Annotated in this window: 25 protein-coding genes and 1 tRNA gene; 12 read left to right on the forward strand and 14 right to left on the reverse strand. The window is 62.0% G+C overall.

All coding sequences use genetic code 11. The annotated features are described in order from the left end of the window. Positions 1 to 189 precede the first annotated feature (189 nt). Positions 190 to 495 carry a PsiF family protein gene (locus D9M09_RS01255; RefSeq protein WP_121668408.1) on the reverse strand — a complete coding sequence of 102 codons (306 nt, stop codon included), beginning with the start codon at positions 493 to 495 and terminating at the stop codon, positions 190 to 192. A 264-nt stretch (positions 496 to 759) separates the two neighbouring features. Here D9M09_RS01255 and D9M09_RS01260 point away from each other — a divergent pair, with 264 nt between their 5' ends. Continuing rightward, positions 760 to 1,299: a DUF2058 domain-containing protein gene (locus D9M09_RS01260; RefSeq protein ID WP_070223805.1), complete on the forward strand. Its 540-nt coding sequence runs from the start codon at positions 760 to 762 to the stop codon at positions 1,297 to 1,299. 49 nt (positions 1,300 to 1,348) lie between these two features. Here the strand turns inward: D9M09_RS01260 and D9M09_RS01265 are convergent, their stop codons facing one another. From D9M09_RS01265 to D9M09_RS01275, 3 genes are all read right to left on the reverse strand, one after another. After that, positions 1,349 to 1,828: a DUF4411 family protein gene (locus D9M09_RS01265; RefSeq protein WP_070292446.1), complete on the reverse strand. Its 480-nt coding sequence runs from the start codon at positions 1,826 to 1,828 to the stop codon at positions 1,349 to 1,351. After that, complete coding sequence (locus D9M09_RS01270; RefSeq protein ID WP_275528114.1) at positions 1,815 to 2,978, reverse strand: XRE family transcriptional regulator; 1,164 nt, start codon at positions 2,976 to 2,978, stop codon at positions 1,815 to 1,817. Before D9M09_RS01270 ends, D9M09_RS01265 begins: the two co-directional genes overlap by 14 nt. Before the next feature lie 238 nt (positions 2,979 to 3,216). Next, positions 3,217 to 3,292: transfer RNA gene (locus D9M09_RS01275), tRNA-Phe, on the reverse strand. 186 nt (positions 3,293 to 3,478) lie between these two features. Between D9M09_RS01275 and dkgB the strand changes: the two genes are divergently transcribed. From dkgB to D9M09_RS01320, 9 genes are all read left to right on the forward strand, one after another. Beyond that, the gene (dkgB, locus tag D9M09_RS01280) at positions 3,479 to 4,303 is read left to right on the forward strand and encodes a 2,5-didehydrogluconate reductase DkgB (RefSeq protein ID WP_121668409.1); all 825 of its coding nucleotides are present in this window, start codon (positions 3,479 to 3,481) and stop codon (positions 4,301 to 4,303) included. A gap of 1 nt (position 4,304) precedes the next feature. Then, positions 4,305 to 5,234, forward strand: coding sequence for an LLM class oxidoreductase (locus D9M09_RS01285; RefSeq protein WP_121668410.1), 930 nt, complete (start codon positions 4,305 to 4,307; stop codon positions 5,232 to 5,234). A gap of 66 nt (positions 5,235 to 5,300) precedes the next feature. Continuing rightward, entirely contained in the window at positions 5,301 to 6,533 is a 1,233-nt protein-coding gene (locus D9M09_RS01290; protein WP_070292450.1) for an FAD-dependent monooxygenase, read from the forward strand. A 159-nt stretch (positions 6,534 to 6,692) separates the two neighbouring features. Next, positions 6,693 to 7,409 carry a DsbC family protein gene (locus tag D9M09_RS01295; protein WP_070223812.1) on the forward strand — a complete coding sequence of 239 codons (717 nt, stop codon included), beginning with the start codon at positions 6,693 to 6,695 and terminating at the stop codon, positions 7,407 to 7,409. A 130-nt stretch (positions 7,410 to 7,539) separates the two neighbouring features. Next, positions 7,540 to 7,998, forward strand: a complete 459-nt coding sequence (locus tag D9M09_RS01300) for a (2Fe-2S)-binding protein (protein WP_070292451.1) — start codon at positions 7,540 to 7,542, stop codon at positions 7,996 to 7,998. A gap of 10 nt (positions 7,999 to 8,008) precedes the next feature. Then, a complete protein-coding gene (locus tag D9M09_RS01305) occupies positions 8,009 to 10,267 on the forward strand; it encodes a xanthine dehydrogenase family protein molybdopterin-binding subunit (RefSeq protein ID WP_121668411.1) in 2,259 nt (752 codons plus the stop codon). A gap of 13 nt (positions 10,268 to 10,280) precedes the next feature. Next, positions 10,281 to 10,889, forward strand: a complete 609-nt coding sequence (locus D9M09_RS01310; RefSeq protein WP_070312613.1) for a nucleotidyltransferase family protein — start codon at positions 10,281 to 10,283, stop codon at positions 10,887 to 10,889. 117 nt (positions 10,890 to 11,006) lie between these two features. After that, the gene (locus tag D9M09_RS01315) at positions 11,007 to 12,827 is read left to right on the forward strand and encodes a M61 family metallopeptidase (RefSeq protein ID WP_205602321.1); all 1,821 of its coding nucleotides are present in this window, start codon (positions 11,007 to 11,009) and stop codon (positions 12,825 to 12,827) included. Between the two features lie 219 nt (positions 12,828 to 13,046). Then, the gene (locus D9M09_RS01320) at positions 13,047 to 14,216 is read left to right on the forward strand and encodes a GGDEF domain-containing protein (RefSeq protein ID WP_240453525.1); all 1,170 of its coding nucleotides are present in this window, start codon (positions 13,047 to 13,049) and stop codon (positions 14,214 to 14,216) included. On the opposite strand, the gene D9M09_RS01325 is transcribed toward D9M09_RS01320, so the two are convergent. From D9M09_RS01325 to rpe, 7 genes are all read right to left on the reverse strand, one after another. Then, positions 14,167 to 14,619: a hypothetical protein gene (locus tag D9M09_RS01325; RefSeq protein WP_141750026.1), complete on the reverse strand. Its 453-nt coding sequence runs from the start codon at positions 14,617 to 14,619 to the stop codon at positions 14,167 to 14,169. The two genes, D9M09_RS01320 and D9M09_RS01325, sit on opposite strands and share 50 nt — an antisense overlap. Positions 14,620 to 14,639: 20 nt before the next feature. Next, positions 14,640 to 15,440 (reverse strand): indole-3-glycerol phosphate synthase TrpC, encoded by an 801-nt coding sequence (gene trpC, locus D9M09_RS01330; RefSeq protein WP_070223789.1) that lies wholly within the window; start codon positions 15,438 to 15,440, stop codon positions 14,640 to 14,642. Between the two features lie 34 nt (positions 15,441 to 15,474). Further along, the gene (gene trpD / locus D9M09_RS01335; protein WP_070312616.1) at positions 15,475 to 16,518 is read right to left on the reverse strand and encodes an anthranilate phosphoribosyltransferase; all 1,044 of its coding nucleotides are present in this window, start codon (positions 16,516 to 16,518) and stop codon (positions 15,475 to 15,477) included. 65 nt (positions 16,519 to 16,583) lie between these two features. After that, positions 16,584 to 17,147, reverse strand: coding sequence for an aminodeoxychorismate/anthranilate synthase component II (locus D9M09_RS01340; RefSeq protein ID WP_070223786.1), 564 nt, complete (start codon positions 17,145 to 17,147; stop codon positions 16,584 to 16,586). Between the two features lies 1 nt (position 17,148). Continuing rightward, a complete protein-coding gene (gene trpE / locus D9M09_RS01345) occupies positions 17,149 to 18,645 on the reverse strand; it encodes an anthranilate synthase component I (RefSeq protein ID WP_070292458.1) in 1,497 nt (498 codons plus the stop codon). 269 nt (positions 18,646 to 18,914) lie between these two features. Further along, positions 18,915 to 19,619 (reverse strand): phosphoglycolate phosphatase, encoded by a 705-nt coding sequence (locus tag D9M09_RS01350; RefSeq protein ID WP_121668413.1) that lies wholly within the window; start codon positions 19,617 to 19,619, stop codon positions 18,915 to 18,917. Then, positions 19,619 to 20,293, reverse strand: a complete 675-nt coding sequence (gene rpe / locus D9M09_RS01355; protein ID WP_070223781.1) for a ribulose-phosphate 3-epimerase — start codon at positions 20,291 to 20,293, stop codon at positions 19,619 to 19,621. Before rpe ends, D9M09_RS01350 begins: the two co-directional genes overlap by 1 nt. A gap of 167 nt (positions 20,294 to 20,460) precedes the next feature. Here rpe and apaG point away from each other — a divergent pair, with 167 nt between their 5' ends. After that, a complete protein-coding gene (apaG, locus tag D9M09_RS01360; RefSeq protein ID WP_035828598.1) occupies positions 20,461 to 20,835 on the forward strand; it encodes a Co2+/Mg2+ efflux protein ApaG in 375 nt (124 codons plus the stop codon). Positions 20,836 to 20,859: 24 nt separating this feature from the next. Here apaG and D9M09_RS28710 read toward each other — a convergent pair whose 3' ends face one another. Next, the gene (locus D9M09_RS28710) at positions 20,860 to 21,006 is read right to left on the reverse strand and encodes a hypothetical protein (protein WP_162995539.1); all 147 of its coding nucleotides are present in this window, start codon (positions 21,004 to 21,006) and stop codon (positions 20,860 to 20,862) included. A 49-nt stretch (positions 21,007 to 21,055) separates the two neighbouring features. Between D9M09_RS28710 and mltA the strand changes: the two genes are divergently transcribed. Beyond that, complete coding sequence (mltA, locus tag D9M09_RS01370) at positions 21,056 to 22,285, forward strand: murein transglycosylase A (protein ID WP_240453526.1); 1,230 nt, start codon at positions 21,056 to 21,058, stop codon at positions 22,283 to 22,285. A 37-nt stretch (positions 22,286 to 22,322) separates the two neighbouring features. Here the strand turns inward: mltA and D9M09_RS01375 are convergent, their stop codons facing one another. Further along, positions 22,323 to 22,760, reverse strand: a complete 438-nt coding sequence (locus tag D9M09_RS01375) for a universal stress protein (RefSeq protein WP_070292460.1) — start codon at positions 22,758 to 22,760, stop codon at positions 22,323 to 22,325. A 137-nt stretch (positions 22,761 to 22,897) separates the two neighbouring features. Then, positions 22,898 to 24,199, reverse strand: a complete 1,302-nt coding sequence (locus tag D9M09_RS01380; RefSeq protein ID WP_240453527.1) for an MFS transporter — start codon at positions 24,197 to 24,199, stop codon at positions 22,898 to 22,900. Positions 24,200 to 24,212 lie beyond the last annotated feature (13 nt).

Genomic DNA, 24,212 nt, shown 5'->3' on the forward strand with positions numbered 1-24,212 from the left:
TCAATCCTCTTGTCATCTTGATCATTGGTCATGATTGCCGGCGTTCAGCGTTGCCGCCTCATTCATCGGCCCTTTGGCGGGGATGGTCATTCTGCCCTGGGCGCCGCGCCGTTTGATGGGAGCAAAAAAAAGCCAGCCTGTCGGCTGGCGCTGTGGGGTGAAGCGCACACGGGCGCTTCGAAGCGGCGCTTATTTCTTCGGCGCGCTCAGGCATTCTTTCATGAACGCCTTGCGCGCGTCGCCCTTCATGTCCTTGGCGTCGACATTGCACGCCTTCATCTTGTTTTGCTGCGTCATGGCCGGCGCCGGCTTGGCGCTCAGGCATTCCTTCATGAAGGTTTTGCGTTCATCGCCTTTCTTGCCGGCGGCATCCGCATTGCAGGTGGTCATTTTCGACTGTTGCGCCGTCTTGGCGACGGGCGTCGCTTCCGGTGCGGCGGCAAAGGCGGTGCTGGCAAACGCGGCGGCGATGCAGAGGGCGATTAATTGTTTCATGGCAAATCCTTTAGACGCAAACGATGGAAGGGGCATGCAACCGGCTGGAAACTGCCGATATGCAGAACGTAACTAACTATATGACATTTATCAACAAAATTTCCACTCGAGTGTGTCTTTTTGTTACTGCCAGGCGCCAGGCCTCCGCCGGCTGGCCCGGGCCGCCATGTTGCGGCGGCAGCGGCCCCATTTTTTGCTATGCTAGCGTCTTTCCACCGGCCGATGCCGCTGCCTTGGCCGGCGCACCCTCAATACGGAGTAGTTATGGTCTCGTTGCAAGAGCAGTTTTTAAAGGCCGGCCTGGTCGACAAAAAGAAGGTCAAATTGGCCAACCAGGACAAGAGCAAGCAAAAAAAGGACGAGCGCAAGAGCGGCACGCAAAGCGTCGACGAGGTGCGCCTGGCCGCGCTCGAGACCCAGCGCAAGAACGCGGAACGCGCGCGCGAACTGAACGCCCAGCGCGACGCGGCCGCCAACCAGAAAGCCATCGTGGCGCAAATCGCGCAAATGGTGCAAAAGAACCGCCAGAGCAAGGGCAACAACGGCGACGTGCCGTATAACTTCACGTTCAACAACAAGATCGAGCGCATCTACGTGACGGCCGCCGTGCAAGCCCACCTGGTGGCGGGCCGTTTGGTGATCGTCTGCCTCGGCGGCGCCGTGGAGCTGGTGCCGCGCATCATCGCCGACAAGATCGCCGAACGCGACCCCGCCATCGTCGTGCGCGTGAAGCAGGCCAGCACGCAAGTGGACGAGGACGATCCGTACGCGGCGTTCCAGATTCCCGATGATTTGATGTGGTAAAACAGGACGCTGCGGTTCTGGGTGAAGACAACGGGTGATAAGGTGATTGTTAGCCGAATACGACTTTGGATTGCTTGATGAATTCTACGAAAGCGATGCAATTCACCCTAACTTCTGGCAATGCGCATACCGCTGGAATTTTATAATTTGCCATTGATTTTGGGCGACCAGGCTGTGCTGCCTCATTGGAAATAAGACGCGCTTGAGCGGCGCGTGCGGTGGCGATAATCATTAGGTCATTCTCGTCGACCCCACCCCCGTATTGATCGCCGATGATTCCAAGTAAATTTTTAATGCGTACGGCATCTTGAAGAATGGCATCGCTCATGGCAAACGTGCCTATCTTGTTGTCTTCGAGCCACCGCGCGCACTCAGGTGCCACATGTCCGACTTCAGACAATGCGACATTAGGCATTGTGATAGTGTGATCGATTAATTTATCTGCTATCCATCGCCACATGCTAGGGAACTGGGCTAAGGGATAGTTGTCCCAAGCATAGACAATAGCGGATGCGTCAAACACCTGCATAGTAACGTTCCAGTTGATGCAGATCGTTAAGTTTTAGACCATCAAGATAGCTGCTAGCTTTCGAAAGGGTAATATGGCGGCCGCTGAGGGCATTTAATACCGTGCGAACAAATGTATCCCCGAAAATATGTTTGGGTTCTCGATGTCGATAGGCCCGCGATCCGCCATCGCCCTCTGGAAAAACCAAATTGGATCGCCATTCACGGTAAGCCGAATATTGATGTTGTTGTAATCGTCCGCTATCAAGCAATCGTCGTAAAATGACTTCGGCACTGACGCCCCAAGCTTTTCGCTCCCACGACAACCAAGTATCGAATTCTGCCGCGTTGGCTGGGCGAGTCGCATCATCGATGCTGGCCAAAAAATCGTCCGGCACCAGCATATGACCTGCAAACGCATTTGCATCACGTTCTAAGCCGCGGTGCGAATGCATATCATCTTCGTCATCGATTGAACTTGCTTTGTGTAGCAGGAGATGCCCCAGTTCATGCATGAGTGTAAATGATTGTTGCGGATGCCATTGCTGCTTCTTGACCACAATGACTGGGCACTCGGGATCGTACAGCGCAAAACCGAGAATTGGATTTTCTTTCGCAATTTGCCACTTCCCATTGTATCCATTACTAAGGAACACGAGAATTCCCCGCGCTTCGACAGCATCGCGATATGTATCAAACGTATTGGTGACATTTAATTGCAACCAGTTTCTTGCAATTTTTGCCGCTTCACGTGGGTTGTCGAGGGGAAGATCTGGTGGTGCGAAAATTGGCAAATCTTGATTGCTCAGTTCATCACGCAAGCTTAAATAAACCGAACGCTGGCGTTCCACACGTTCGATGAATTTCTTTAGCTTCGTTGTCATCTCAGGCTTTTGGTTCGCAAGTGTGCGGAAAGCCAAGGTGTGTACTTGCTCTTCAATTGCCGGGCCTGGTTCGAGAAAAAATAATACCCCTCGTCCAAAATATTCAGCAATTTTACTTAGTTGAGTGAATGTCAGGCCTCCGCCATTCATGAGGCGATCCATGCTATTCGGCGTGATATTGACCTCAGCCGCAAGTTCGTCAGTAGTCATGCCGTGGTCAGCGCAGCACCAAGCTATTCGGGACGCATTGATCGAATGAATTCGTTCCATTGTGGGTAAATTATACATACATGTCCGTGTGGTGTCCGGTCGCCTGTGCTCTCCAGTAACGTCCCATCCGTGGTGTTTCCTCGAAGTTGATGGCCGTATAGTATTTTGAGTCAACAAGAGTTGAAGGCGTACCGTTGCATCATAGCGGAGCAAGCCGTATCGGTATCAGAGGTAGGTCAGGCTTCAGTTGAAATTTCAGCGCCCACAAACAAAAACGCCACCCGAAGGTGGCGTTTTTGAAAGTATTACTAATTCTTGGTGGCCCGGGGCGGAATCGAACCACCGACACAAGGATTTTCAATCCTCTGCTCTACCGACTGAGCTACCAGGCCAAGGTGGCGAATTATAGCAGACCAAAACGGGAATGCAAGAGCCAGCTGCGACTTTTCCTGCATTTCCAGGATTTGCACTCCATTACTTGCGCATGGGTCAAATATGATTTGATATAAACGGTATTTTTCTCAATAAAGGAAGGGCGCATAGTGTGGCCATCGTTACTGACTTGAGAGGATTACCGCATGCACGCCACCACCCATCACACCGCCATTCCCGCCATCGGTCTGGGCACCTTCCGCCTGCAGGGCCAGGTCGTCATCGATTCCGTCACGACGGGCCTCGACGTCGGCTACCGCCATATCGATACGGCGCAAATCTACGGCAATGAAGCCGACGTGGGTCAGGCGATCGCGGCCAGCGCCGTTGCGCGCGACGAGTTGTTCGTCACCACCAAGATATGGATCGACAATCTGCAGCGCGACAAGCTGATTCCCAGTTTAAAAGACAGCCTGCACAAGCTGCGGCTGGAGCAGCTGGATTTGACGCTGATTCATTGGCCGTCGCCGCAGGACGCGATTCCCGTGGCCGAGTACATGGCGGCGCTGGCGCAGGCCAAGGCGCAGGGGCTGACCAAGGCCATCGGCGTATCGAATTTCACGAATGCGCAGCTGCGGCAAGCCATCGATACGGTGGGCGCGGCGGAAATCGCCACGCAGCAGGTCGAGATCCACCCCTTCCTGCAAAACCGCAAGGTCGTCGATTTCGCGCGCAGCCAGGGCATCCACGTCACGGCCTATATGCCGCTCGCGTACGGTAAGGTGGTCGTCGATCCGGTCATCATGGCGATTGCGGCCAGACACGGCGTGACGCCGGCGCAAGTGGCCTTGAGCTGGTCGCTGCAGCAGGGCTTTGCCGTGATTCCGTCGTCGACCAGGCGCGCCAACCTGGAAGCGAACCTGCATTTCCAGCGCATCACCCTGTCGCCGGACGAGATGGCGCAGATGGCCGCCCTGGAACGGGGCGAGCGCCTGGCCAACCCGGACGGCCTGGCGCCGCAGTGGGATTGAGATGGGCGCCATGACGAAGCTGGGGCAGGGCGGTTTCAGTATCGGCCTGGAACTGCCGCTCGATAATGACTGGTCGTCCACGGGGCGCCAGGCGCATCCGGCCTGCGGCCGCGTGCCGGGCGAGCCGGACCTGCAACAGCATGCGGCGCTGGCAAAGCTGGCCGACCGCCTGGGTTTCCGGGCCCTGTGGCTGCGCGACGTGCCCCTGTACGATCCGTCGTTCGGCGACGCGGCCCAGGTCTTCGAGGTATTTACGTATCTGGGCTACCTGGCCGGGATCACCGAGAACATCTTGCTGGGCACGGCCGCCGTGGTGCTGCCGCTGCGCGAACCGGTGCTGACTTTAAAAGCGGCGGCCAGCGTCGAGCAGTTGAGCGGCGGGCGTTTGCTGCTGGGCGTGGCCAGCGGCGACCGGCCCGTCGAGTATCCCGTCTTCGGCCGCGACTTCGATCAGCGCGGCGCCGCCTTCCGCGAGCAGGTGGCCATGCTGCGCGACTGGGGCCAGACGCGCCTGCCGCCCGGCATCCGTCTGCTGCCCAAGCCGGCCGCACCGTTGCCGCTGCTGGTGGCGGGGCTGGCGCAGCAATCGCCGGCCTGGATAGGCGCGCAGATGGACGGCTGGCTCGCCTATCCGGGCACGCCGGAAGACCATGCGCGGCGTGCGGCCCAATGGCGGGCCGTGGCCGGGGACGACAAGCCGTATGTCAGCTTCATCCACCTGGACCTGGACGACGATCCGACCTTGCCGCTGCAGCGTTTCCGCTTCGGCGGGCGCACGGGGCGCGATGGCCTGATCGCCGAGCTGCACGCCATGCGCGCGGCCGACGTGCGGCATATTGGCCTGCAGCTGCGGCAGAACCGCCGCCCGCTGGCCGAGACGATGCAGGAGATCGGCGAATACGTGCTGCCCGTGTTTCATGGCGCCGCTTGACCTGGGGCATGCGTTCTGTACTTCCTGACTAGCTGAAACGGGGGCGGCAAACGCTATAATGACCGCATGAACAGTCCCACTCCCCCCACCATGCGGCGCTTCATGCACAGCCACAGCGACGTTTGCATCGTCGGCAATGGCGCCATCGCGAAAACCACGGCGCTGGCGTTTGCCCAGGCAGGACAAAGCGTCACGCTGTTATCCCCGGCGAACCCTCCGGCACCCACCGCCAGGCCGGTCGAAGCCAGCTGGGATGTGCGCGTGTATGCGCTCAATCATACTGCGCACCAGCTGCTGTCGTCGCTGAAGGTATGGGGCGCGCTGGAGGGCGACAGGGTGGCGCCCGTCGATGCCATGCTGGTCAACGGCGACGGCGCGCAGGCGGGCGGACTCGGTTTCGACGCCTACGGCGCCCATGTGGGCGCACTGGCGTGGATCATCGAAGACCGCAACCTGGGCCAGGCGCTGGACGCCGCCCTGAAATTCGCGCCGAACGTCAGCGTGCTGCAGGGCCGCGCCAGCCGCCTGGAATGGACGAACGACTCGGCCATCGTGCACCTCGACGGCGGCGACACCATCACCTGCGCGCTGGTCGTGGGCGCCGACGGCGCCCAGTCGTGGGTGCGGGGCCAGTGCGACATCGGTCTCGATTACCGCTCCTACGGCCAGCGCGGCGTGGTCAGCAACTTCGCCTGCGAAAAGCCGCACCATGGCGCGGCCCACCAGTGGTTTACGGGCAGCGAAGGCATCGTCGCGCTGCTGCCGCTGCCGGGCGAGCGCGTCTCTCTCGTCTGGTCGGCGCCCGATGCGCTGGCCGATACCTTGATGTCCGAACCGGCCGACGCCCTGGCCGCGCGCCTGGCCGCGTATTGCCACGATAAGCTGGGTAAACTCACGCCGCTGCAGCCGGAGCTGGTGCGCGCGTTCCCGCTGACCCTGATGCGCCCGCATGCCATGGTCGCGCCGCGCGTGGCCCTGGTGGGCGACGCCGCCCACGTGGTGCACCCGATGGCTGGCCACGGCATGAACCTGGGTTTTGCCGACGTGGCGCAGCTGGTCAAGACGATCGGCGAACGCGAAGCGCACCGCGGCATCGGCGACGAACGCGTGCTGGCCCGCTATGCGCGCGCGCGCAAGGAAGACGTGCTGCTGATGCAGCTGGCGACCGACGGCCTGGCGCGGTTATTCGGCGCCGATCTGGAGCCGTTGCGCGTGGTTCGCAATTTGGGATTAAACTTGCTGGATAAATTACCTGCCCTGAAGCGAAAAATGATCTCGCACGCATTGGGACATCCGTAAATATCAGCGTATCTTAAGATATCGCCGGATAATGGCAGCAGTGAAAATTCAAGGTCGCCGCAGCTGGTCTGCGGCGATCGTTTTGTCGAAAAGATAACGACGCCGGGCCAGAGGCCAGTCCCGCCGGGCGTTTCAAGTGGAGAAGTGATAGTGATCAAAATGAGCAGAATCGCATTGGTACTGGCCTCGGGCCTGATGATGTCGTGCGCCGGCGCGGAAACGCCGACGGAAGCGAGCATCAAAAAGCTGATCGAGCCGCGCCTGGGCGAAGGCGCCAAGGTGGACTCGGTCAAGGAAACCCCGTACGGCGGCCTGTACGAAGTGCGCACGGGCGGCGACATCCTGTACACGGACAAATCCGCGCAATACCTGTTCGTCGGCCACGTCTTCGACGCCAAGACGTCGCAGGACCTGACCAAGGTGCGCCTGGACGAAGTCAACCGCATCAAGTTCTCGGACCTGCCGCTCGATTCGGCCATGAAAACCGTCAAGGGCAATGGCAAGCGCGTGATCGCCGTGTTCGAAGATCCGAACTGCGGCTACTGCAAGCGCTTCCGCCAGAACGCGCTGAAGGAAATCGACAACGTCACCGTCTACACCTTCATGTACAACATCCTGTCGCCGGACTCCATCGTCAAGTCGCGTAATGTCTGGTGCGCGCCGGACCGCAACAAGGCCTGGGATGACTGGATGTTGAACGGCAAGGCTCCAGCCACGGTCGCCGCCACTTGCGCCAACCCGCACGAAAAAATCCTCGCCCTGGGCCAGCAATTGCGCGTCTCGGGCACGCCAGCCATCTTCTTTGCCGACGGCAGCCGCATTCCGGGCGCGGTCGATGCGAAGACGCTGGAACAGAAATTCTCGACCATTAAGTAATCCGGGCTGTCGCCAGGAAGGCTGGACGGCGCGCCCTCGCAAGGCGCGTTTTTTTTGCGTTTTTTCCGCTGTCGTATCATCAAGTGTAGTTCGTAGACGCCATAACAATCCAAAAAAGGGGAAGCAGCAGATGATTACCTTGAATATCAACGGACGCGACACGCAAGTCGACGCCGATCCTTCCACGCCCATCTTGTGGGCGCTGCGCGATAACCTGAACATGACGGGCACCAAGTTCGGTTGCGGCGCGGCCCTGTGCGGCGCCTGCACGGTGCACCTCGACGGCCAGCCGATCCGCTCGTGCATCACGCCCATTTCATCTGTGGGCGCGCAAAAGATCACCACCATCGAAGCGATGGAAAACGACCAGGTGGGCAAGGCCGTGCAGGCGGCATGGGTGCGCCACGACGTGCCGCAATGCGGCTACTGTCAAAGCGGCCAGGTGATGAGCGCGACGGCGCTGCTGCGCACCAACAAGTCGCCCAGCGATGCCGACATCGACGGCGCCATGAGCGGCAATATCTGCCGCTGCGGCACCTATCAACGGATCCGCGCAGCCATCAAGGACGCGGCCAAGACCCTGGCCTGAGGAGAGCGACATGCGTATCGAATGGTTGAATCAGGAAGCATTGCAGCAGGGCGCAGTGACCTTGGGCACGGCGCTGGCATCGGCGCCGGTGGCCGATGGCGTCTCGCGGCGTGGATTCATGAAGGCCGGCGCGGTGGCCGGCGGCGGCTTGATGCTGGGATTTTTCCTGCCCGGCGCGGGCAAGCTGGCGCAGGCGGCCGATGCCGCCCCCGCCAAGCCCGTGTATGCGCCGAACGCCTTCTTGCACATCGCCCCAGATAACACGGTGACGGTGCAGGTGAACCGGCTGGAATTCGGCCAGGGCGTGCAAACGAGCTTGCCCATGCTGATCGCCGAGGAACTCGACGCCGACTGGAGCCTGGTGCATGGCGCACTGGCGCCGGCTGGCGAGCAGTACAAGGATGCCGCCTATGGCATGCAGATGACGGGCGGCTCGGGCAGCATCGCCCATTCGTTTACGCAGTACCGCGAAATCGGCGCCAAGGCGCGCGCCATGCTGGTGGGCGCCGCCGCCGCGCAGTGGAAAGTCAATCCCGACCAGGTACGGGCCGCCAAGGGCGTGCTGTATGGCCCCGGCGGACAAAAGGCGACGTATGGCGAGTTTGCCGACGCGGCCATGCGCCAGCCCTTGCCCGCCACCGTCAAGCTGAAGGACCCGCGCGAATTTTCCATCATCGGCAAACCCGTGAAACGCCTGGACGCGGCCGCCAAGTCCACGGGAAAACAGCAGTTCGGAATCGACTTCAAGCCGCCCGGCGCGAAGGTGGCCATGGTGGCGCGCCCGCCCGTGTTTGGCGCGAAGGTGGCGAAATTCGACGCCAGCAAGGCGAAAGCCATCAAGGGCGTGCTGGAGGTGCTGGAAGTGAAAACCGACCGTGGCGGCAGCGGCGTGGCCGTCATCGCCGACGGTTACTGGCCCGCCAAGCAGGGGCGCGATGCGCTGGTGATCGAGTGGGACAGCAGCGCCGTGGAAAAGGTCAGCAGCGACCAGCAACTGGCCGCCTTCAAGGCGCTGGCCAGGACGCCGGGCACGGTGGCGCGCGCATTCGATGTCTCGGCATTGGCCAAGGCGCCGAAGAAGATCGAAGCCGTCTACGAATTCCCCTACCTGGCGCACGCGCCGATGGAGCCGCTCAATTGCGTGGTCGACCTGCAGGCCGACAAATGCACGATGTGGGTCGGTTCGCAATTCCAGACGGGCGACCAGGCGGCGATTGCCGCTACTTCCGGCCTGAAACCCGAGCAGGTGACCCTGCACACGATGATGGCGGGCGGCGGCTTCGGCCGGCGCGCCGTGCCCTCGTCCGACTACGTGGTCGAAGCCGTCAACGTCGCCAAGGCGTACCGGGCTGCGGGCAAGAGCGGTCCATTAAAGCTGATGTGGAGCCGCGAGGATGACATCAAGGGCGGCTACTACCGGCCGTCGCATGTGCACCGCGCGCAGATCGGCCTCGACGCCAAGGGCAAGATACTCGCCTGGGACCACACCATCGTGGGCCAGTCCATCATGGCCGGCACGCCGTTCGAAGCGTTCATGGTGAAAAATGGCGTCGACGGCACCATGGTCGAAGGCATGGGCGAGCCGTACACCCTGCCGATGAAGCTGTCCGTGCATACTGCCAAGGCAAACGTGCCCGTGCTGTGGTGGCGCTCCGTCGGCTCGACGCATACGGCCTTCGTCATGGAGACACTGATCGACGAAGCGGCGCACGTGGCGAAGATGGATCCCGTCGCCTACCGCAAGCAGCTGATCGACGCCAAGCACACGCGCCACATCGCCGCGCTGGACCTTGCCGTGGCCAAGTCCGGCTATGGCAAGAAGAAGCTGCCGAAAGGGCAGGCCTGGGGCGTGGCCATGCACGAGTCGTTCAACTCTGTCGTCGCCTACGTGGTGACGGCCTCCGTGGTGGAGGGGGCGTCCAAGCTGCACCAGGTATGGGCGGGCGTGCATTGCAACCTGGCCGTCAACCCCTTGACGATCGAGGCGCAAGTGCAGGGCGCCGCGCTGATGGCGCTGGGCATGACCATCCCCGGCGCGGCCATCACGCTCAAGGATGGCGTGGTGGAGCAGCAGAACTTCGGCGACTACCCCGTGCCGCGCATGCCCGACATGCCTGTTATCGAGGTGCACCTGGTGCCGTCGGGCGATGCGCCGACGGGCATGGGCGAACCGGGCGTGCCGCCGCTGGCGCCCGCCTTCGCCAACGCGCTGTTCGCCCTGACGGGCAAGCGCCTGCGCAAGCTGCCGTTCGACCTGGCGGCCGCATGACGGCAGCGGCTTTTTGAGTACGGTCGGCATCTTGCTGGCAGCCGGAAGGGGACGCAGGTTCGACCCTTCCGGCGTACAGAACAAATTATTGCAGCCGCTGGCCGAAGGCCCGCATGCGGGCTTGCCCGTGGTAGTGGCAGCGGCCAGGAACATGCTGGCGGCCCTGCCGCGCGTGCTGGCCGTGGTGCGCGCCGACGATACGCAGGTGGCGCGCGTGCTCGGCGCGCTCGGCTGCGAGGTACGCGTCTGCCATGACGCCGACACGGGCATGGCCGCGTCGCTGACCTGCGCCATCGATTACGTGCGCGGCGCGCCGGGTTGGCTGATCGCCCTGGGCGACATGCCTTTCGTGGAAGCGGCTACAATCGCCGCCTTGTCGCAAGCCGTCGGCGATGGTGCGCACATCGCCGTGCCCGTGTTCCAGGGACGGCGCGGCAATCCTGTCGCATTCAGCGCCTTTCACTTGCCGCTGCTGCTGGCGCTCGATGGCGACCAGGGCGCGCGCAGCATCGTCAACAGCCATGCCGTATGCGAAGTGACAGTGGACGACGGCGGCATCTTGCGCGATATTGATACCCCTGACGATTTGTCGCCGGTGCCTGGCGCGCCCGGGCGATTGTAGAACATCCATGCCAGACACGAGGAAAACATGAAGAAAGCACCGATTCAAAAAATCACCGCCAAGGCGGGAGCCAAGGCAAGCGGCAAAGCCACAAGCAAAGCCGCGGCGAAAACCGCAGTGAAAATCGCAGTGAAAACCACGCCGGCCGCCGGCATCATCTACAGCATCGCCGCCGCCGATCTGGCTGGCCACATGTTCAAGGTGACGTTGACCGTCAAGTCGCCAGCCGCCATCGGCCAGGTATTTGCCTTGCCGGCCTGGATCCCGGGCAGCTACATGATCCGCGAATTTTCGCGCAACATCGTCAGCATCCGCGCCGAGTCCGAGGGCAAGGCCGTGGCGCTGACCAAACTGGACAAGCATTCGTGGCAAGCCGCCCCGTGCAAGGGTCCATTGACGGTCGAATACGACGTCTACGCCTGGGACCTGTCCGTGCGCGCCGCCCACCTGGACCAGAATCACGGCTTCTTCAACGGCACCAGCGTGTTTTTGCGCGTGCTGGGCCAGGAATCCGACGCCCATGAAGTGCATATCGTGCAGCCCAAGGATGCCGCCTGCAGGACCTGGCGAGTCGCCACCACCCTGCCGGAACTGAAGGCCAAGCGCTACGGTTTCGGCAGCTACCAGGCGGCCAACTACGATGAGCTGATCGACCATCCGGTGGAAATGGGCGACTTCGCGCTGGCCACCTTCACCGCATATGGCGTGCCGCACGATATCGTCGTCACGGGCAAGGTGCCGAACCTGGACTTGCCCCGTTTGTGCCGCGACCTGAAAGCCATCTGCGAAACGCAGATCGCCTTCTTCGAGCCGAAGACAAAAAAAGCGCCGATGGACCGCTATGTGTTCATGGCCATGGCCGTCGGCGATGGTTACGGCGGCCTCGAACACCGCGCCTCGACGGCGCTGATCTGCGCGCGCGCTGACCTGCCGACGACGGCGTCAAACGGCACGGAAATCGGCGACGGCTACCTGAAATTCCTGGGCCTGTGCAGCCACGAGTACTTCCACACCTGGAACGTCAAGCGCATCAAGCCGGCCGCCTTCGCGCCGTACAACCTGCAGGCGGAAAGCTATTCGCCGCTGCTGTGGCTGTTCGAGGGTTTCACCAGCTATTACGACGACCTGATGCTGGTGCGCGCTGGCCTGATCGACGAGGCGGCCTATTTCAAATTGCTGGGCAAGACCGTCAACAGCGTGCTGCGCGGCAGCGGCCGCACCAAGCAAAGCGTGGCCGACTCCAGCTTCGACGCCTGGGGCAAGTACTACCGCCAGGATGAAAACGCGCCGAACGCCATCGTCAGCTACTACACCAAGGGTTCGCTGATCGCGCTGGCTTTCGATTTGACTTTGCGCAGCAAGACGAATGGCGCAAAATCGCTGGACGATGTGATGCAGGCGCTGTGGCAGCGCTATGGCCGCGATTTCTACAAGGGTAAAGCACGCGGCGTGACGCCGGCCGAAGTCGAAGCCCTGTTCGACGAGGTTTCAGGCACGCGCATGAAACCGTTCTTCGAGCGCTACATCCGCGGCACGGACGACGTGCCGCTGGCGCGCCTGCTGGCGCCGTTCGGCGTGAAATACAGCGACGCGCGCAAGGCGGAAAAAGCCAGCCTGGACGTCAACCTGGGCCGCGACGGCAACGACGCCAAATTGGCGCAGGTGCACCAGGGCGGCGCCGCCCACGTGGCCGGCCTGTCGGCGGGCGACGTGCTGGTGGCCGTCGATGGCTTGCGCGTGACGGGCAACCCGGCGAACCTGGACACCTTGCTGGGCCGCTATGCCGTCGGTGCCAAAGTGACGGTGCACGCCTTCCGCCGCGACGAGCTGATGACGTTTGCCGCCGTGCTGCAGGGTGACCGCGTGCCCGGTGTCAGCTTGGCCCTGCTGCCGGCGCCCAAGAAGGCCACGGGGCCGAAGCGTCCTAGCGCGGCATGATGCTGTTTGTCATGCAGTAAGACAGAAAACCGGCCTCACTGGCCGGTTTTCTATTTCAGGCAGCAATGTCTCAATGTGACGCCTCCCCTGAAATTGGCGTATTGCCATCATATTTACTGCAAATGAACTAATTTTTCTTTAACTAAACTAAAATTGCCGAACTGATTCTTTTCGACCGCGCCCAACGTGCAAACCCTCGATCCTCGAACGATTATGCTGATGACGACCCTGATGTGCGGGGCGATGAGCGTCGTCATGTTCTCGGTGTACCGCAGTTTCCGGCGCGAGGTGCATGGCCTCGGACATTGGGCGGCCGGTTTGCTGCTGCTGGTATGCGCGTCCTTGCTGTTCGGCACCCGCGAGGTGCTGCCGCAGGCATTGTCCATAATCGCGGCCAATGCGGCGCTGGTGGCCGGCATCGGCCTGTCGATGCTGGGCACGGAGAAATTCTTTGGCCTGGCGCCCAGCCGCCGCGCCTATCTGCTGATACTTGTCCTGGCCATCGCCGGCAATTGCTGGTGGTTGCTGGCGCACCCCGATTTCTCGGCGCGCGTGGCGCTCTTCTCCCTGCTGGTCTTCCTGTTTTATGCGCGGCAGGTGCAACTGGTGTGGCGTCATGGCGAACGCCATTTCTCGAGTTTTTTCTTTGGCGCGCTGATGCTGCTGCAAGCCGTCGTGGTGCTGGCGCGCGGCGTGTCGGCCTTGCTGCATGGCGGCGCCAGCGTGAACCTGACGGTGGCCGGCACGCCGGCCGGCATCTATCTGGCGGTTGCCAATTTCATGGCGCTGCTGCTGACGGTAGGCTTCATGACGGTGGCGACCCGGCGCCTGCAGCAGATACTGGAGCGCCGCTCGACCCACGATCCGCTGACGCAGGTGCTGAACCGGCGCGGCTTTGGCGACGCCTATGCGCGCGAAATCGGCAATCTGCGGCGCCGCCGTTTGCCGCTGACACTGCTCAGCATCGACCTCGATTACTTCAAATTGATCAATGACCGTTACGGTCACGCGGTGGGCGACCAGGTATTGGCGCATGTGGCCGCCGTTATCAAAGGCGCCCTGCGCGAATCGGATTGCGTGGCGCGTTTCGGCGGCGAGGAGTTCGTCGTGCTGATGCCGGATATGCCGGTGCATAACGCGCTGGGCGTGGCCGAACGCATCCGCGCCTTGCTGCGCGAGCCCAGTCATGCGGGGCTGCCACCGTGTACGGTCAGCATCGGCGTCGCTTGCCAGGCATCGGTGGTGGAAGGGCTGGAACAGTTGCTGTCGCGCGCCGATGCGGCCCTGTACCTGGCCAAGGAGCGTGGACGAGACCGCATCGAACTCGATGCTTGTGCGTTTACTGAGGACCGGACAATGTCCGCAGCTGGAAGCGGTACTGGTCGTTGAAGAGGAAAGTTTCGGAAAAATCGAAGGTGCGGGCGTGGCGGCGCATCAGGTGTGCGGCCGGCGGAAAGAGGACCTGCACGCGCCGCACGGCGGCCAGCGCGGCGGCCGATGCTTCGTTGTCGCGCGAACGGTGCACGTGCACGCTTTTCAGTTCGCCATCGGGACCCACGCTCAGGTCGAGCACGACGATGGCCGGCAGCATGGGCGGCAGGCGCCCGCTGAACGTGTATTCTGCGTTGGCCGCCATGATCTGCTGCGCCACCAGCGACTTGTAGACGTCGATGCTGGCGGCAAGCTGTATCGCGGCCGGCGTGCGAGGGGGCATGGGCGCCGTTGGCGGGGGCGCAGTCTGGCAAGCCGACAGCAGGGCAGCAGTGGCAAGGACGATAATCGCGTGTCTCATGGCTGCCAGCCTACCATGGTTTAACTGAACAGGCGTTCCAGCTCCACGCCGGGGTCGGGTGCGCGCATGAACGCTTCGCCCACGAGGAAGCTGTGGATGTGCGCATCGCGCATGCGTTGCACGTCGGCCGTGCTGTGGATGCCCGATTCAGTGATGATCAATTTGTCCTGCGGGATGCGCGGCAAGAGATTGATGGTCGTGTCGAGCGACGTCTCGAACGTGCGCAGGTTGCGGTTGTTGATGCCGATCAGCGCACTCTTGAGTTTCAATGCCGCCGTCAGTTCTTCGCCGTCGTGGCTTTCGATCAGCACGCCCATGCCCAGTTCGTGGGCGCACGCTTCCATCTCGGCCATCAGGCCATGGTCGAGCGCCGCGACGATCAGGAGAATGCAGTCGGCGCCCATGGCGCGCGCTTCATAGATCTGGTACATGTCGACCATGAAATCCTTGCGCAGCACGGGAATGGCGCAGGCGGCGCGCGCCTGCTGCAGATAATCCACGGATCCCTGGAAGAACTGTTCGTCCGTCAGCACGGACAGGCAGGCCGCGCCATGCGCCGCATAGCTGGCGGCGATGTCTGCCGGACGGAAGTCGGCGCGGATCACGCCTTTCGACGGTGACGCCTTTTTGACTTCGGCGATGATGCCGGGCTTGCCGGCGGCGATGTGCTGGCGCAGGCTCGCTTCAAAGCCGCGCAGGCCGGCACGCAGGGCGCTGTCGCTTTCCACGTCGCCGCGCAGGCTGGCCAGGCTGCGGCGGGCTTTGGCCTTGGCCACTTCGTCGGCTTTCACGGCCAGGATTTTATCGAGTATGTCGGACATGATGGTCGCTATTCTATCAAGGAGGGCGGAGAGCTTACGCTTGCGGCGGGGTGCCCAGCTGCTGCGTCACGCGCACGAATTGGTCGAGTTTCGCCAGCGCGGCGCCCGAACTGACGGCGGTGCGCGCACGCGCCAGGCCGTCTTCGATCGAGCTGGCCACGCCGGCCGCGTACAACGCCGTGCCCGCATTCAGGGCCACGATGTCGGCGGCGGCACCAGGATCGCCGCGCAGCGCTTCCATCATCTTCGCTTTCGATTCGATGGAATCGGCCACCTTCAGATTGCGGCTGGCGATCATCGACATGCCGAAGTCTTCGGGATGGATTTCATATTCGCGGATCTCGCCGTTGATCAATTCGCCCACCATGGTGGCCGCGCCCAGCGACACTTCATCCATATTGTCGCGGCCATACACGACGATCGCATGCTGTGCGCCCAGGCGCTGCAGCACACGCACCTGGATGCCGACCAGGTCGGCGTGGAACACGCCCATCAGGATGTTCGGCGCGCCGGCGGGATTGGTCAAGGGACCGAGGATATTGAAGATCGTGCGCACGCCCAGCTCCTTGCGCACGGGCGCCGCATGCTTCATGGCCGCATGGTGGTTCGGTGCGTACATGAAGCCGATGCCCGTTTGCGCGATCGACTGGGCGATCTGCTCGGGCTGCAGGTTGATGTTGACGCCCAAGGAATCGAGTACGTCGGCGCTGCCGGACGAGGACGACACGCTGCGCCCGCCATGCTTGGCCACGCGGGCGCCCGCCGCCGCCGCCACGAACATCGAGGCGGTGGAAATATTGAACGTGTGCGCGCCGTCGCCGCCCGTGCCGACGATGTCGAGCAGGTTGGTGGTGTCGGCCATGGGCACCTTGGTGGAAAACTCGCGCATCACTTGCGCGGCGGCGGCGATTTCGCCGATGGTTTCCTTTTTCACGCGCAAGCCCATGGTGAGGGCCGCGATCATGGTGGGCGACATTTCGCCGGACATGATCTGGCGGAACAGGTACAGCATTTCGTCGTGAAAGATTTCGCGGTGTTCGATGCAGCGCAGCAGGGCTTCTTGTGGGGTGATCGGCATGATGCTTCCTTCTTCAATGATGGCGCAGGAGGACACTGATGGCACGCCGGGGCGTGCGCATGGGATCAGCGCTCGAGGAAATTCTTCAGCAGGGCGTGGCCGTGCTCCGAGAGGATCGATTCAGGGTGGAATTGCACGCCCTCGATATCGTATTCCCGGTGGCGCACGCCCATGATTTCGCCGTCGTCCGTCCACGCCGTCACTTCCAGACAGGAAGGCAGCGAGGCGCGTTCGATCGCCAAAGAGTGGTAGCGGATCACTGTGAAGGGGCTGGGAATGTCCTTGAAGACGCCCACGCCCGTATGCGCGATGAGGGAAGTCTTGCCATGCATGACCTGCTTGGCGCGGATGACCTTGCCGCCAAACGCATCGCCGATGGCCTGGTGGCCCAAGCATACGCCCAGTATCGGCTTCTTGCCGGCGAAGTGCTTGAGCACTTCCACCGAAATGCCCGCCTGTGCCGGCGCTTTCGGGCCGGGCGAGATGCAGATGCGGTCCGGGTTCAGCGCCTCGATCTGTGCGATCGTGATTTCATCGTTGCGGTAGACCCGCACGTCTTCGCCCAGTTCACCGAAATACTGCACGATGTTGTAGGTGAAGGAGTCGTAGTTGTCGATCATTAGCAGCATCTTAAAACCCTCCATCCAGGCCATCTTGCACTTGTTCGGCGGCACGCAGTACGGCGCGCGCCTTGTTTTCAGTTTCCTGCCATTCCATTTCGGGGATGGAGTCGGCCACGATGCCGGCCGCGGCCTGCACATACAGCATGCCGTCCTTGACCACGCCCGTGCGGATGGCGATCGCCACGTCCATTTCGCCGCCAAACGACAGGTAGCCGCAGGCGCCGCCGTAGATGCCGCGCTTGGTGATTTCCAGTTCGTCGATCACTTCCATGGCGCGCACTTTCGGCGCGCCCGTCAGGGTGCCGGCGGGGAAGGTCGCGCGCAGCACGTCCAGGTTCGACAGGCCCTCCTTGAGGGTGCCTTCCACGTTCGAGACGATGTGCTGCACATGCGAGTATTTTTCGATGACCATGCGGTCGGTGACTTGCACGCTGCCCGTTTCGGCGATGCGGCCGATGTCGTTGCGCGCCAGGTCGATCAGCATCACGTGCTCGGCGATCTCTTTCGGATCGGCCAGCAGCTCGGCCGACAGCTCGGCGTCGCGCTCGGGCGTGGCGCCGCGCGGACGCGTGCCGGCAATCGGACGCAAAGTGACTTTCTTGCCGCCGTCCGCCGTCGTCTCGTTGCGCACCAGGATTTCCGGCGAGGCGCCGATGATCTGCATGTCGCCGAAATTATAGAAGTACATATACGGCGATGGATTGAGCGAACGCAAGGCGCGGTACAGGGTCAGCGGCGAATCGACATAGGGTTTACGGATGCGCTGGCCGATCTGCACCTGCATCAGGTCGCCCGCCATCACGTATTCATGCGCCTTGGCGACCGCCTTCAGGTAGTCTTCCTTGGAAAAATCGCGGATGGTTTCCGTGCGCACGGAAGCGCTGGTGACGGGCGCATCGACACCGCGGCGCAGCATCATGCGCAAGTCCTTCAGGCGCTGCTGTGCTTTCGAAAACGATTCGGGCTGCGCCGTGTCGGCGTAGACGATCAGGTAGAGTTTACCGGACAGGTTGTCGATGACGGCCAGTTCTTCCGTCACCATCAGCTGGATGTCGGGCAGCTTCAGGTCATCTTTCGGCGCGCCGCCGGCCAGTTTTTTCTCGATGTGGCGCACGGTGTCGTAGCCGAAGTAGCCGGCCAGGCCGCCGCAGAAGCGCGGCATGCCGGGGCGCAGGGCGACCTTGAAGCGCGACTGGAATTGTTCGATGAAGTCGAGCGGATTGCCTTCGTGTTCTTCGATCACACTGCCGTTCTTGACGATTTCGGTGCGTTTGCCGTAGCTGCGCAACACGGTCGTGGCGGGCAAGCCGATGAAGGAGTAGCGGCCGAAGCGTTCGCCGCCGACGACGGATTCGAGCAGGAAGGTGTTTTTGCCACCGTGTTGGGCCTGTGCCAGTTTCAGGTACAGGGTGAGCGGGGTTTCCAGGTCGGCGAACGCTTCCGCGATCAGGGGGATGCGGTTGTAGCCTTGCTGGCCCAGCGATTTGAATTCGAGTTCGGTCATGTTTCTCTCCATGCCGTCAGGGTATGAGTGTGCATAGTGCACAAACCCTGCGGTGGGTTATCAAAAAACTTGCCGGTACATGGAACTTGCGCAAGAGGCGCAAAGGACGCGTATGCAGCCGGCAGCAATCGTAACGGCTCGGCCCTTAAGCCTGCCAGGATTGCCAGCGTCGCCAAAGCCAGGCCTCAATCGAGCCGGTTTGGGTGACATTGTGTTTTTTGATGAGAAACGTGTTCACGATATGGTGTTGGGTTTGGTCAGTATGCCGCTTAGTTTTGCATGCCAATAAAACGTGCTGCTTCGAGCAGTGTCTTTACTATACCATCGGAATCGGTATCGTGTATAGAGTGTCCGTGATTGTAGCCATACGGTACCGTCAATACGGGGCAAGCCGCAGCCCTGGCCGCTTGCGCGTCATTCGAGGAGTCGCCGATGGCCACCACTTTGGCGGGCGCCAGGTCGAAGTCCGCGCACACTTGCAGCAGCGGCAGCGGATCCGGTTTTTTCTTCGGCAGCGAATCGCCGCCGTAGACGATCTCGAAATACTGGTCGAGGTTTTTCAGTTTCAGCAGGGGCAGGGCAAAGGCGATCGGCTTGTTGGTGACGCAGGCCAGGCGCAGGCCCGCCGCCTTCATCGCCGCCAGCCCCGCTTCCACGTCCGGATACAGGGTGCTGAACTGGCCGTTGATGGCCAGGTAGTGGCGCTGGTAACCGTCCATCGCCTGCTCGAAATGCTGTTCCACGCCGGCCGCGTCGAAGTCGAGCGCCAGCACGGTGCGGATCAGGTTTTCCGAGCCCTTGCCGACCATCCGCTTGATGGCCTCGGCGCTGATGGGTGCCAGGTCCAGTTCAGCGCGCATGCCATTGATGGCGACATGAAAATCGGGCAGGGTGTCTAGCATCGTGCCATCGAGGTCGATGATGGCGGCGCGCACGCCGGCCAGTACGTGGTCTTTCACCGTGCCCGCTTGCATCAGGCGCCCTTGACGGATGCCAGCTCGGCGCGCATGGCGTCGATGACGGCCTTGTAGTCGGGCTTGCCGAAGATGGCCGAGCCGGCGACGAAGGTGTCGGCGCCGGCCGCGGCGGCGGCGGCGATGTTGTCGATCTTGATGCCGCCATCGACTTCCAGCATGATGTCACGGCCCGATTCGTCGATCATGCGGCGCGCTTCGGCGATCTTCTTCAGCGCCTGCGGGATGAAGGACTGGCCGCCGAAGCCCGGGTTGACCGACATGATCAGGATGATGTCGATCTTGTCCATCACGTGTTCCAGGTAGTGCAGCGGCGTGCCCGGGTTGAAGACCAGGCCCGATTTGCAGCCATTGTCGCGGATCAGCTGCAAGGAACGGTCGACGTGATCCGACGCTTCCGGGTGAAAGGTGATGATGTTCGCGCCAGCCTTGGCGAAATCCGGGATAATGCGATCGACAGGCTTGACCATCAGGTGGACGTCGATGGGCACTTGCACGTGCGGGCGGATCGCTTCGCACACCAGCGGGCCGATGGTCAGGTTCGGCACATAATGGTTATCCATCACGTCGAAGTGGATGATGTCGGCGCCGGCGGTAACGACGTTGCGCACTTCCTCGCCGAGGCGGGCAAAGTCGGCGGACAGGATGCTGGGAGCGATACGGAATGTTGTCATGGTGGCTAAAGGCTGAGAGTAGAAAATGCGAAGATGCGCTATTTTACGCTTGACGCCGGTACCATGCTTCATTGAAGGACCGTGAAACACAGAATACGCATCGCGCGATGGTCAATGCGTCGCGCGCGACACACAATACGACTGGCAATGTCTGAATAGGAATGACGATGGCGACTTATGAATTTACGGTAACGGTCAAGACGCAATACCTGCCCGAGCAATCGGCACCGGACCAGGGGCGGCACGTGTTCAGCTACACGATCCGCGTCGTCAACACGGGCACGGCCGGCGCGCAACTGATTTCGCGCCACTGGGTCATCACGGATGCGAACAACAAGGTGGAAGAGGTACGGGGCCTGGGCGCCGTCGGCCACCAGCCGCTGCTGCAGCCGGGCGAGCAGTTCGAGTACACGAGCGGCACCATGCTGGGCACGCCGCAAGGCTCGATGCATGGCGAATACTTCTGCGTGGCCGAAGACGGCCATCAGTTCGAAGCTTTGATTCCCGAGTTCGTGCTGTCGGTGCCGCGCACCCTGCATTGACGCAACGCCGGGGGGCTTGGCCCCTTATTTCAGTTTCTCGGTGCCGTCCTGTTCTTCGCCGAGCTGTTTGCGTGCCGGTGGCGCGGGTTTTTTACCCGAATACATGGTCCACCAGACTATAAATGCCAGCAAGAAGAACGCCACCAGCGCCTCTATCATCAAGATCCACATACGCACCCCTATGTTATTTACCCGCAGCTTAGTATTTACCCGCCGTCTGTTGACACGCGGTAGTCTACCCGTTTCCATCGGCGCCGTCGCGCTTGCGCTTTCCGCCTGTACCACGCCATCGGCGCCACCGGCCGCCGCCGGCGGCAAGGCGCCGCCCATCGCGCCGACCGTCGTCAGGCCCGTGCCCGCCAAGCCGGCCGACGCCAAGGATGCCGCGGATGTGGCAGCGCCCACCTTTGTGCCCGCCAAGTTCGCCGCCTTGCCTGGCTGGGCCCGCGACGACATGCGCGCCGCCTGGCCAGCCTTCATGGCTTCGTGCGGCGTGCTGGTGAAGCGTCCGGACTGGAAGGAATCGTGCACGATCGCGCGCCAGGTGAATGCCGACAGCGACAAGGCCATCCGTCTGTTCTTCGAGACCTTCTTTGTGCCCAATCAAGTCATTACGGCCGATGGTGCCAGCACGGGCCTCGTCACCGGCTACTACGAGCCGCTGCTGCACGGCGCGCGCAAGCGCGGCGGTCCATACCAGACGCCACTGTACAAGGTGCCTGACGACCTGGTCTCGGTGGACTTGGCTGGCGTGTATCCGGAACTGAAGAACATGCGTCTGCGGGGCAAGCTGGTCGGCAAGAAGGTGATACCGTACGCGACCCGTGCCGACATCGAGCGCGCCACGTCCGTCACGGGCAAGGAATTGCTGTGGGTGGATGACGAAGTCGAGGCGTTCTTCCTGCAGGTGCAGGGTTCCGGCCGCGTGCAGCTGACCGATACGCAGGAAACCGTGCGCGTGGCATATGCGGATCAAAACGGCCACCCCTACAAGTCGATTGGCCGCTACCTGGTCGACAAGGGCGAGCTGACCCTGAGCCAGGCGTCCGCGCAAGGCATCAAGGCGTGGATTGCCGGCCACCCGACGCGCAAGGATGAATTGTTCAACGCTAACCCCAGCTATGTCTTCTTCAAGGAAGAGCGTTTGCCCGATCCGAAAGTGGGGCCGAAGGGTGCGCTGGGCGTGCCGTTGACGCCGCAGCGCTCGGTGGCCATCGATTCGCGCTTCCTGCCGCTGGGCGCGCCCGTGTTTTTGTCCACGACGCAAGCCAATAGCGAGATTCCCATGCAGCGCCTGGTGATGGCGCAGGATACGGGCGGCGCCATTCGCGGGCCGATCCGTGTCGATTATTTCTTTGGCTTTGGCGCGGAAGCGGCCGAGAATGCGGGCCGCATGAAGCAGAGCGGCGCCGTGTGGGTATTGTTGCCGAAGCAGGCACCGGCGCGGTGAGTTGCTGCGCGCGACGCCGGGGTAGTTATTGTCTGGCTTAACGCAGAACCATGACCGGCAAATGCGTATGCGCGAGCACTTTTTGCGTTTCGCTGCCCACGAACAGCTTGTTCAAGCCCTTGCGGCCATGCGAGGCCATCAGGATGATGTCGCAATGGTAGGTTTGCGCCGCATTGACGATTTCGTCGTGCGGGCTCGGTGACACTGCCACCACGCCTTCGAAAGCCACGCCGGCGGCGCGTGCCGCTGCGCCGATCTTGTCGATCGCGCGTTGCGAAGCTTCCTGCATCTGCTGTTCATACAGGCTGGCGTCGAGGACGATGCCGCCGTCGGCCATCGGCGAGAACGGGAACGGTTGCACCACGCTGATGGCGACCAGCTTGGCCTTGTTCAATTGGGCAAAGGCGAGGGCGGTCTCGGCGGCTTTGTCGGACAACGGCGAGCCGTCGGTGGGAAATAAGATGGTGTTAAACATGGCGTGCTCCTCAAGTGATGTAAGACAGCTTATGGATTTACATCAATTAAAACATTGATGTAAATCAAACCTCACAGGCTTTGGCATGAATAGTGTCGCCAAGGCAATCTTTCATCAGTGTATGCCCGTTCCTCGCTTCAGGTGCGCACGCTACGCAGCGGCGTGCCCCATACCATGGCGACCGTCAACGCAATGCTGCCTGCCGCGATGCAGGCCAGGCCATTGCGCACGCCAAAATGTTCCGCGACCCAGCCGGCGGCCAGCGCGCCCAGCGGCGCCGTTGCCACCGTCAGGAAGCGCATGGTCGATGTCATGCGGCCCAGCATGGGATCGGGCGTGACTTTCTGGCGCAAGCCCAGGTAGGGAATAAAGAACAGCATCACGCCGCAATCGAAAAAAAACATCAATATGGCATAGGCGACGGCACTGGCCGCCGCGCTGCCGAACAGCGCGGCGGGAATCGTTGGCGTCAGGGCAAAGCAGAGCGAGGTCGAAGCCAGGCCGATCAGGATGGTGCGGCCAGCGCCGTAGCGCTTCGTCAGCGGCTTGACGATGAAGGCGCTGAGCAAGACGCCGGCGCCGCCCAGCATCTGCGTCATGCCCAGCACGCCAGGGCTCATGCCCAGGTCGCGTGTGGCGAACAGCACCGTCAAAGCCATGCTGGCATAAAACAGGAAGTGCCAGATGCCGGCGCCCCAGACCAGCGCGCGCAGCAGCGGCTCGCGCCAGACGAACAGCAAGCCGTCGGCGATGTCGCGCAAGGCGTGCTTGTCAGAGGGGGCCGGCCGTGGGTCGCGCACGCTCATGGCGCGCAAATTGAAAACGGAAATCAAGTATCCGCAGGCCGTGCACAGGATGGCGACGGGCGCCGACAGTATTTGCACCAGCACGCCGGCCAGGCCGGGGCCGATCAGGCGCGAAGCCGATTCCGTGGCGGCAAATTTCGATTGCGCATCGATCAAGCCATCGCGGCCCACGAGGAAAGTCAGAAACACCTGTTCGGCGCCGCCGCCGACGACGAAGCCCGTGCCGATGATGAATCCCACTATATATAACCATGGCATCGACAGCACGCCGCACCAGTAGGCCACGGCCACGCTGGCCAGGGCCAGGCCGGACATGCTTTCGCTGAACAGCATGATCGGGTGCTTGCTGCGCCTGTCCAGCAGCACGCCGACGGGCAAGCCAAACAGGGCGAACGGCAGCGCCTGTAGCGCGACCAGTACGCCCATCTGTTCCGGCGTCGCATGCAGCAGCAGTACCGCGCAAAGGGGCAGGGCCAGCGAGGTGATCTGGGCGCCGAAGCAATTGAGGCCGTTGCTGAACCACAGGCGGCGGAAATTGACGCTGGCGGCGCTGCCGTCGCCGCGCAGATAGCGGGTGCAGTACTGGAAGAAGGAGGAGAAAATACGCTGCTCGATAAAGGTGATCGGACTCACAATAATAGCAGCG

The organism is Janthinobacterium agaricidamnosum (assembly GCF_003667705.1).
Classification (GTDB): domain Bacteria; phylum Pseudomonadota; class Gammaproteobacteria; order Burkholderiales; family Burkholderiaceae_D; genus Janthinobacterium.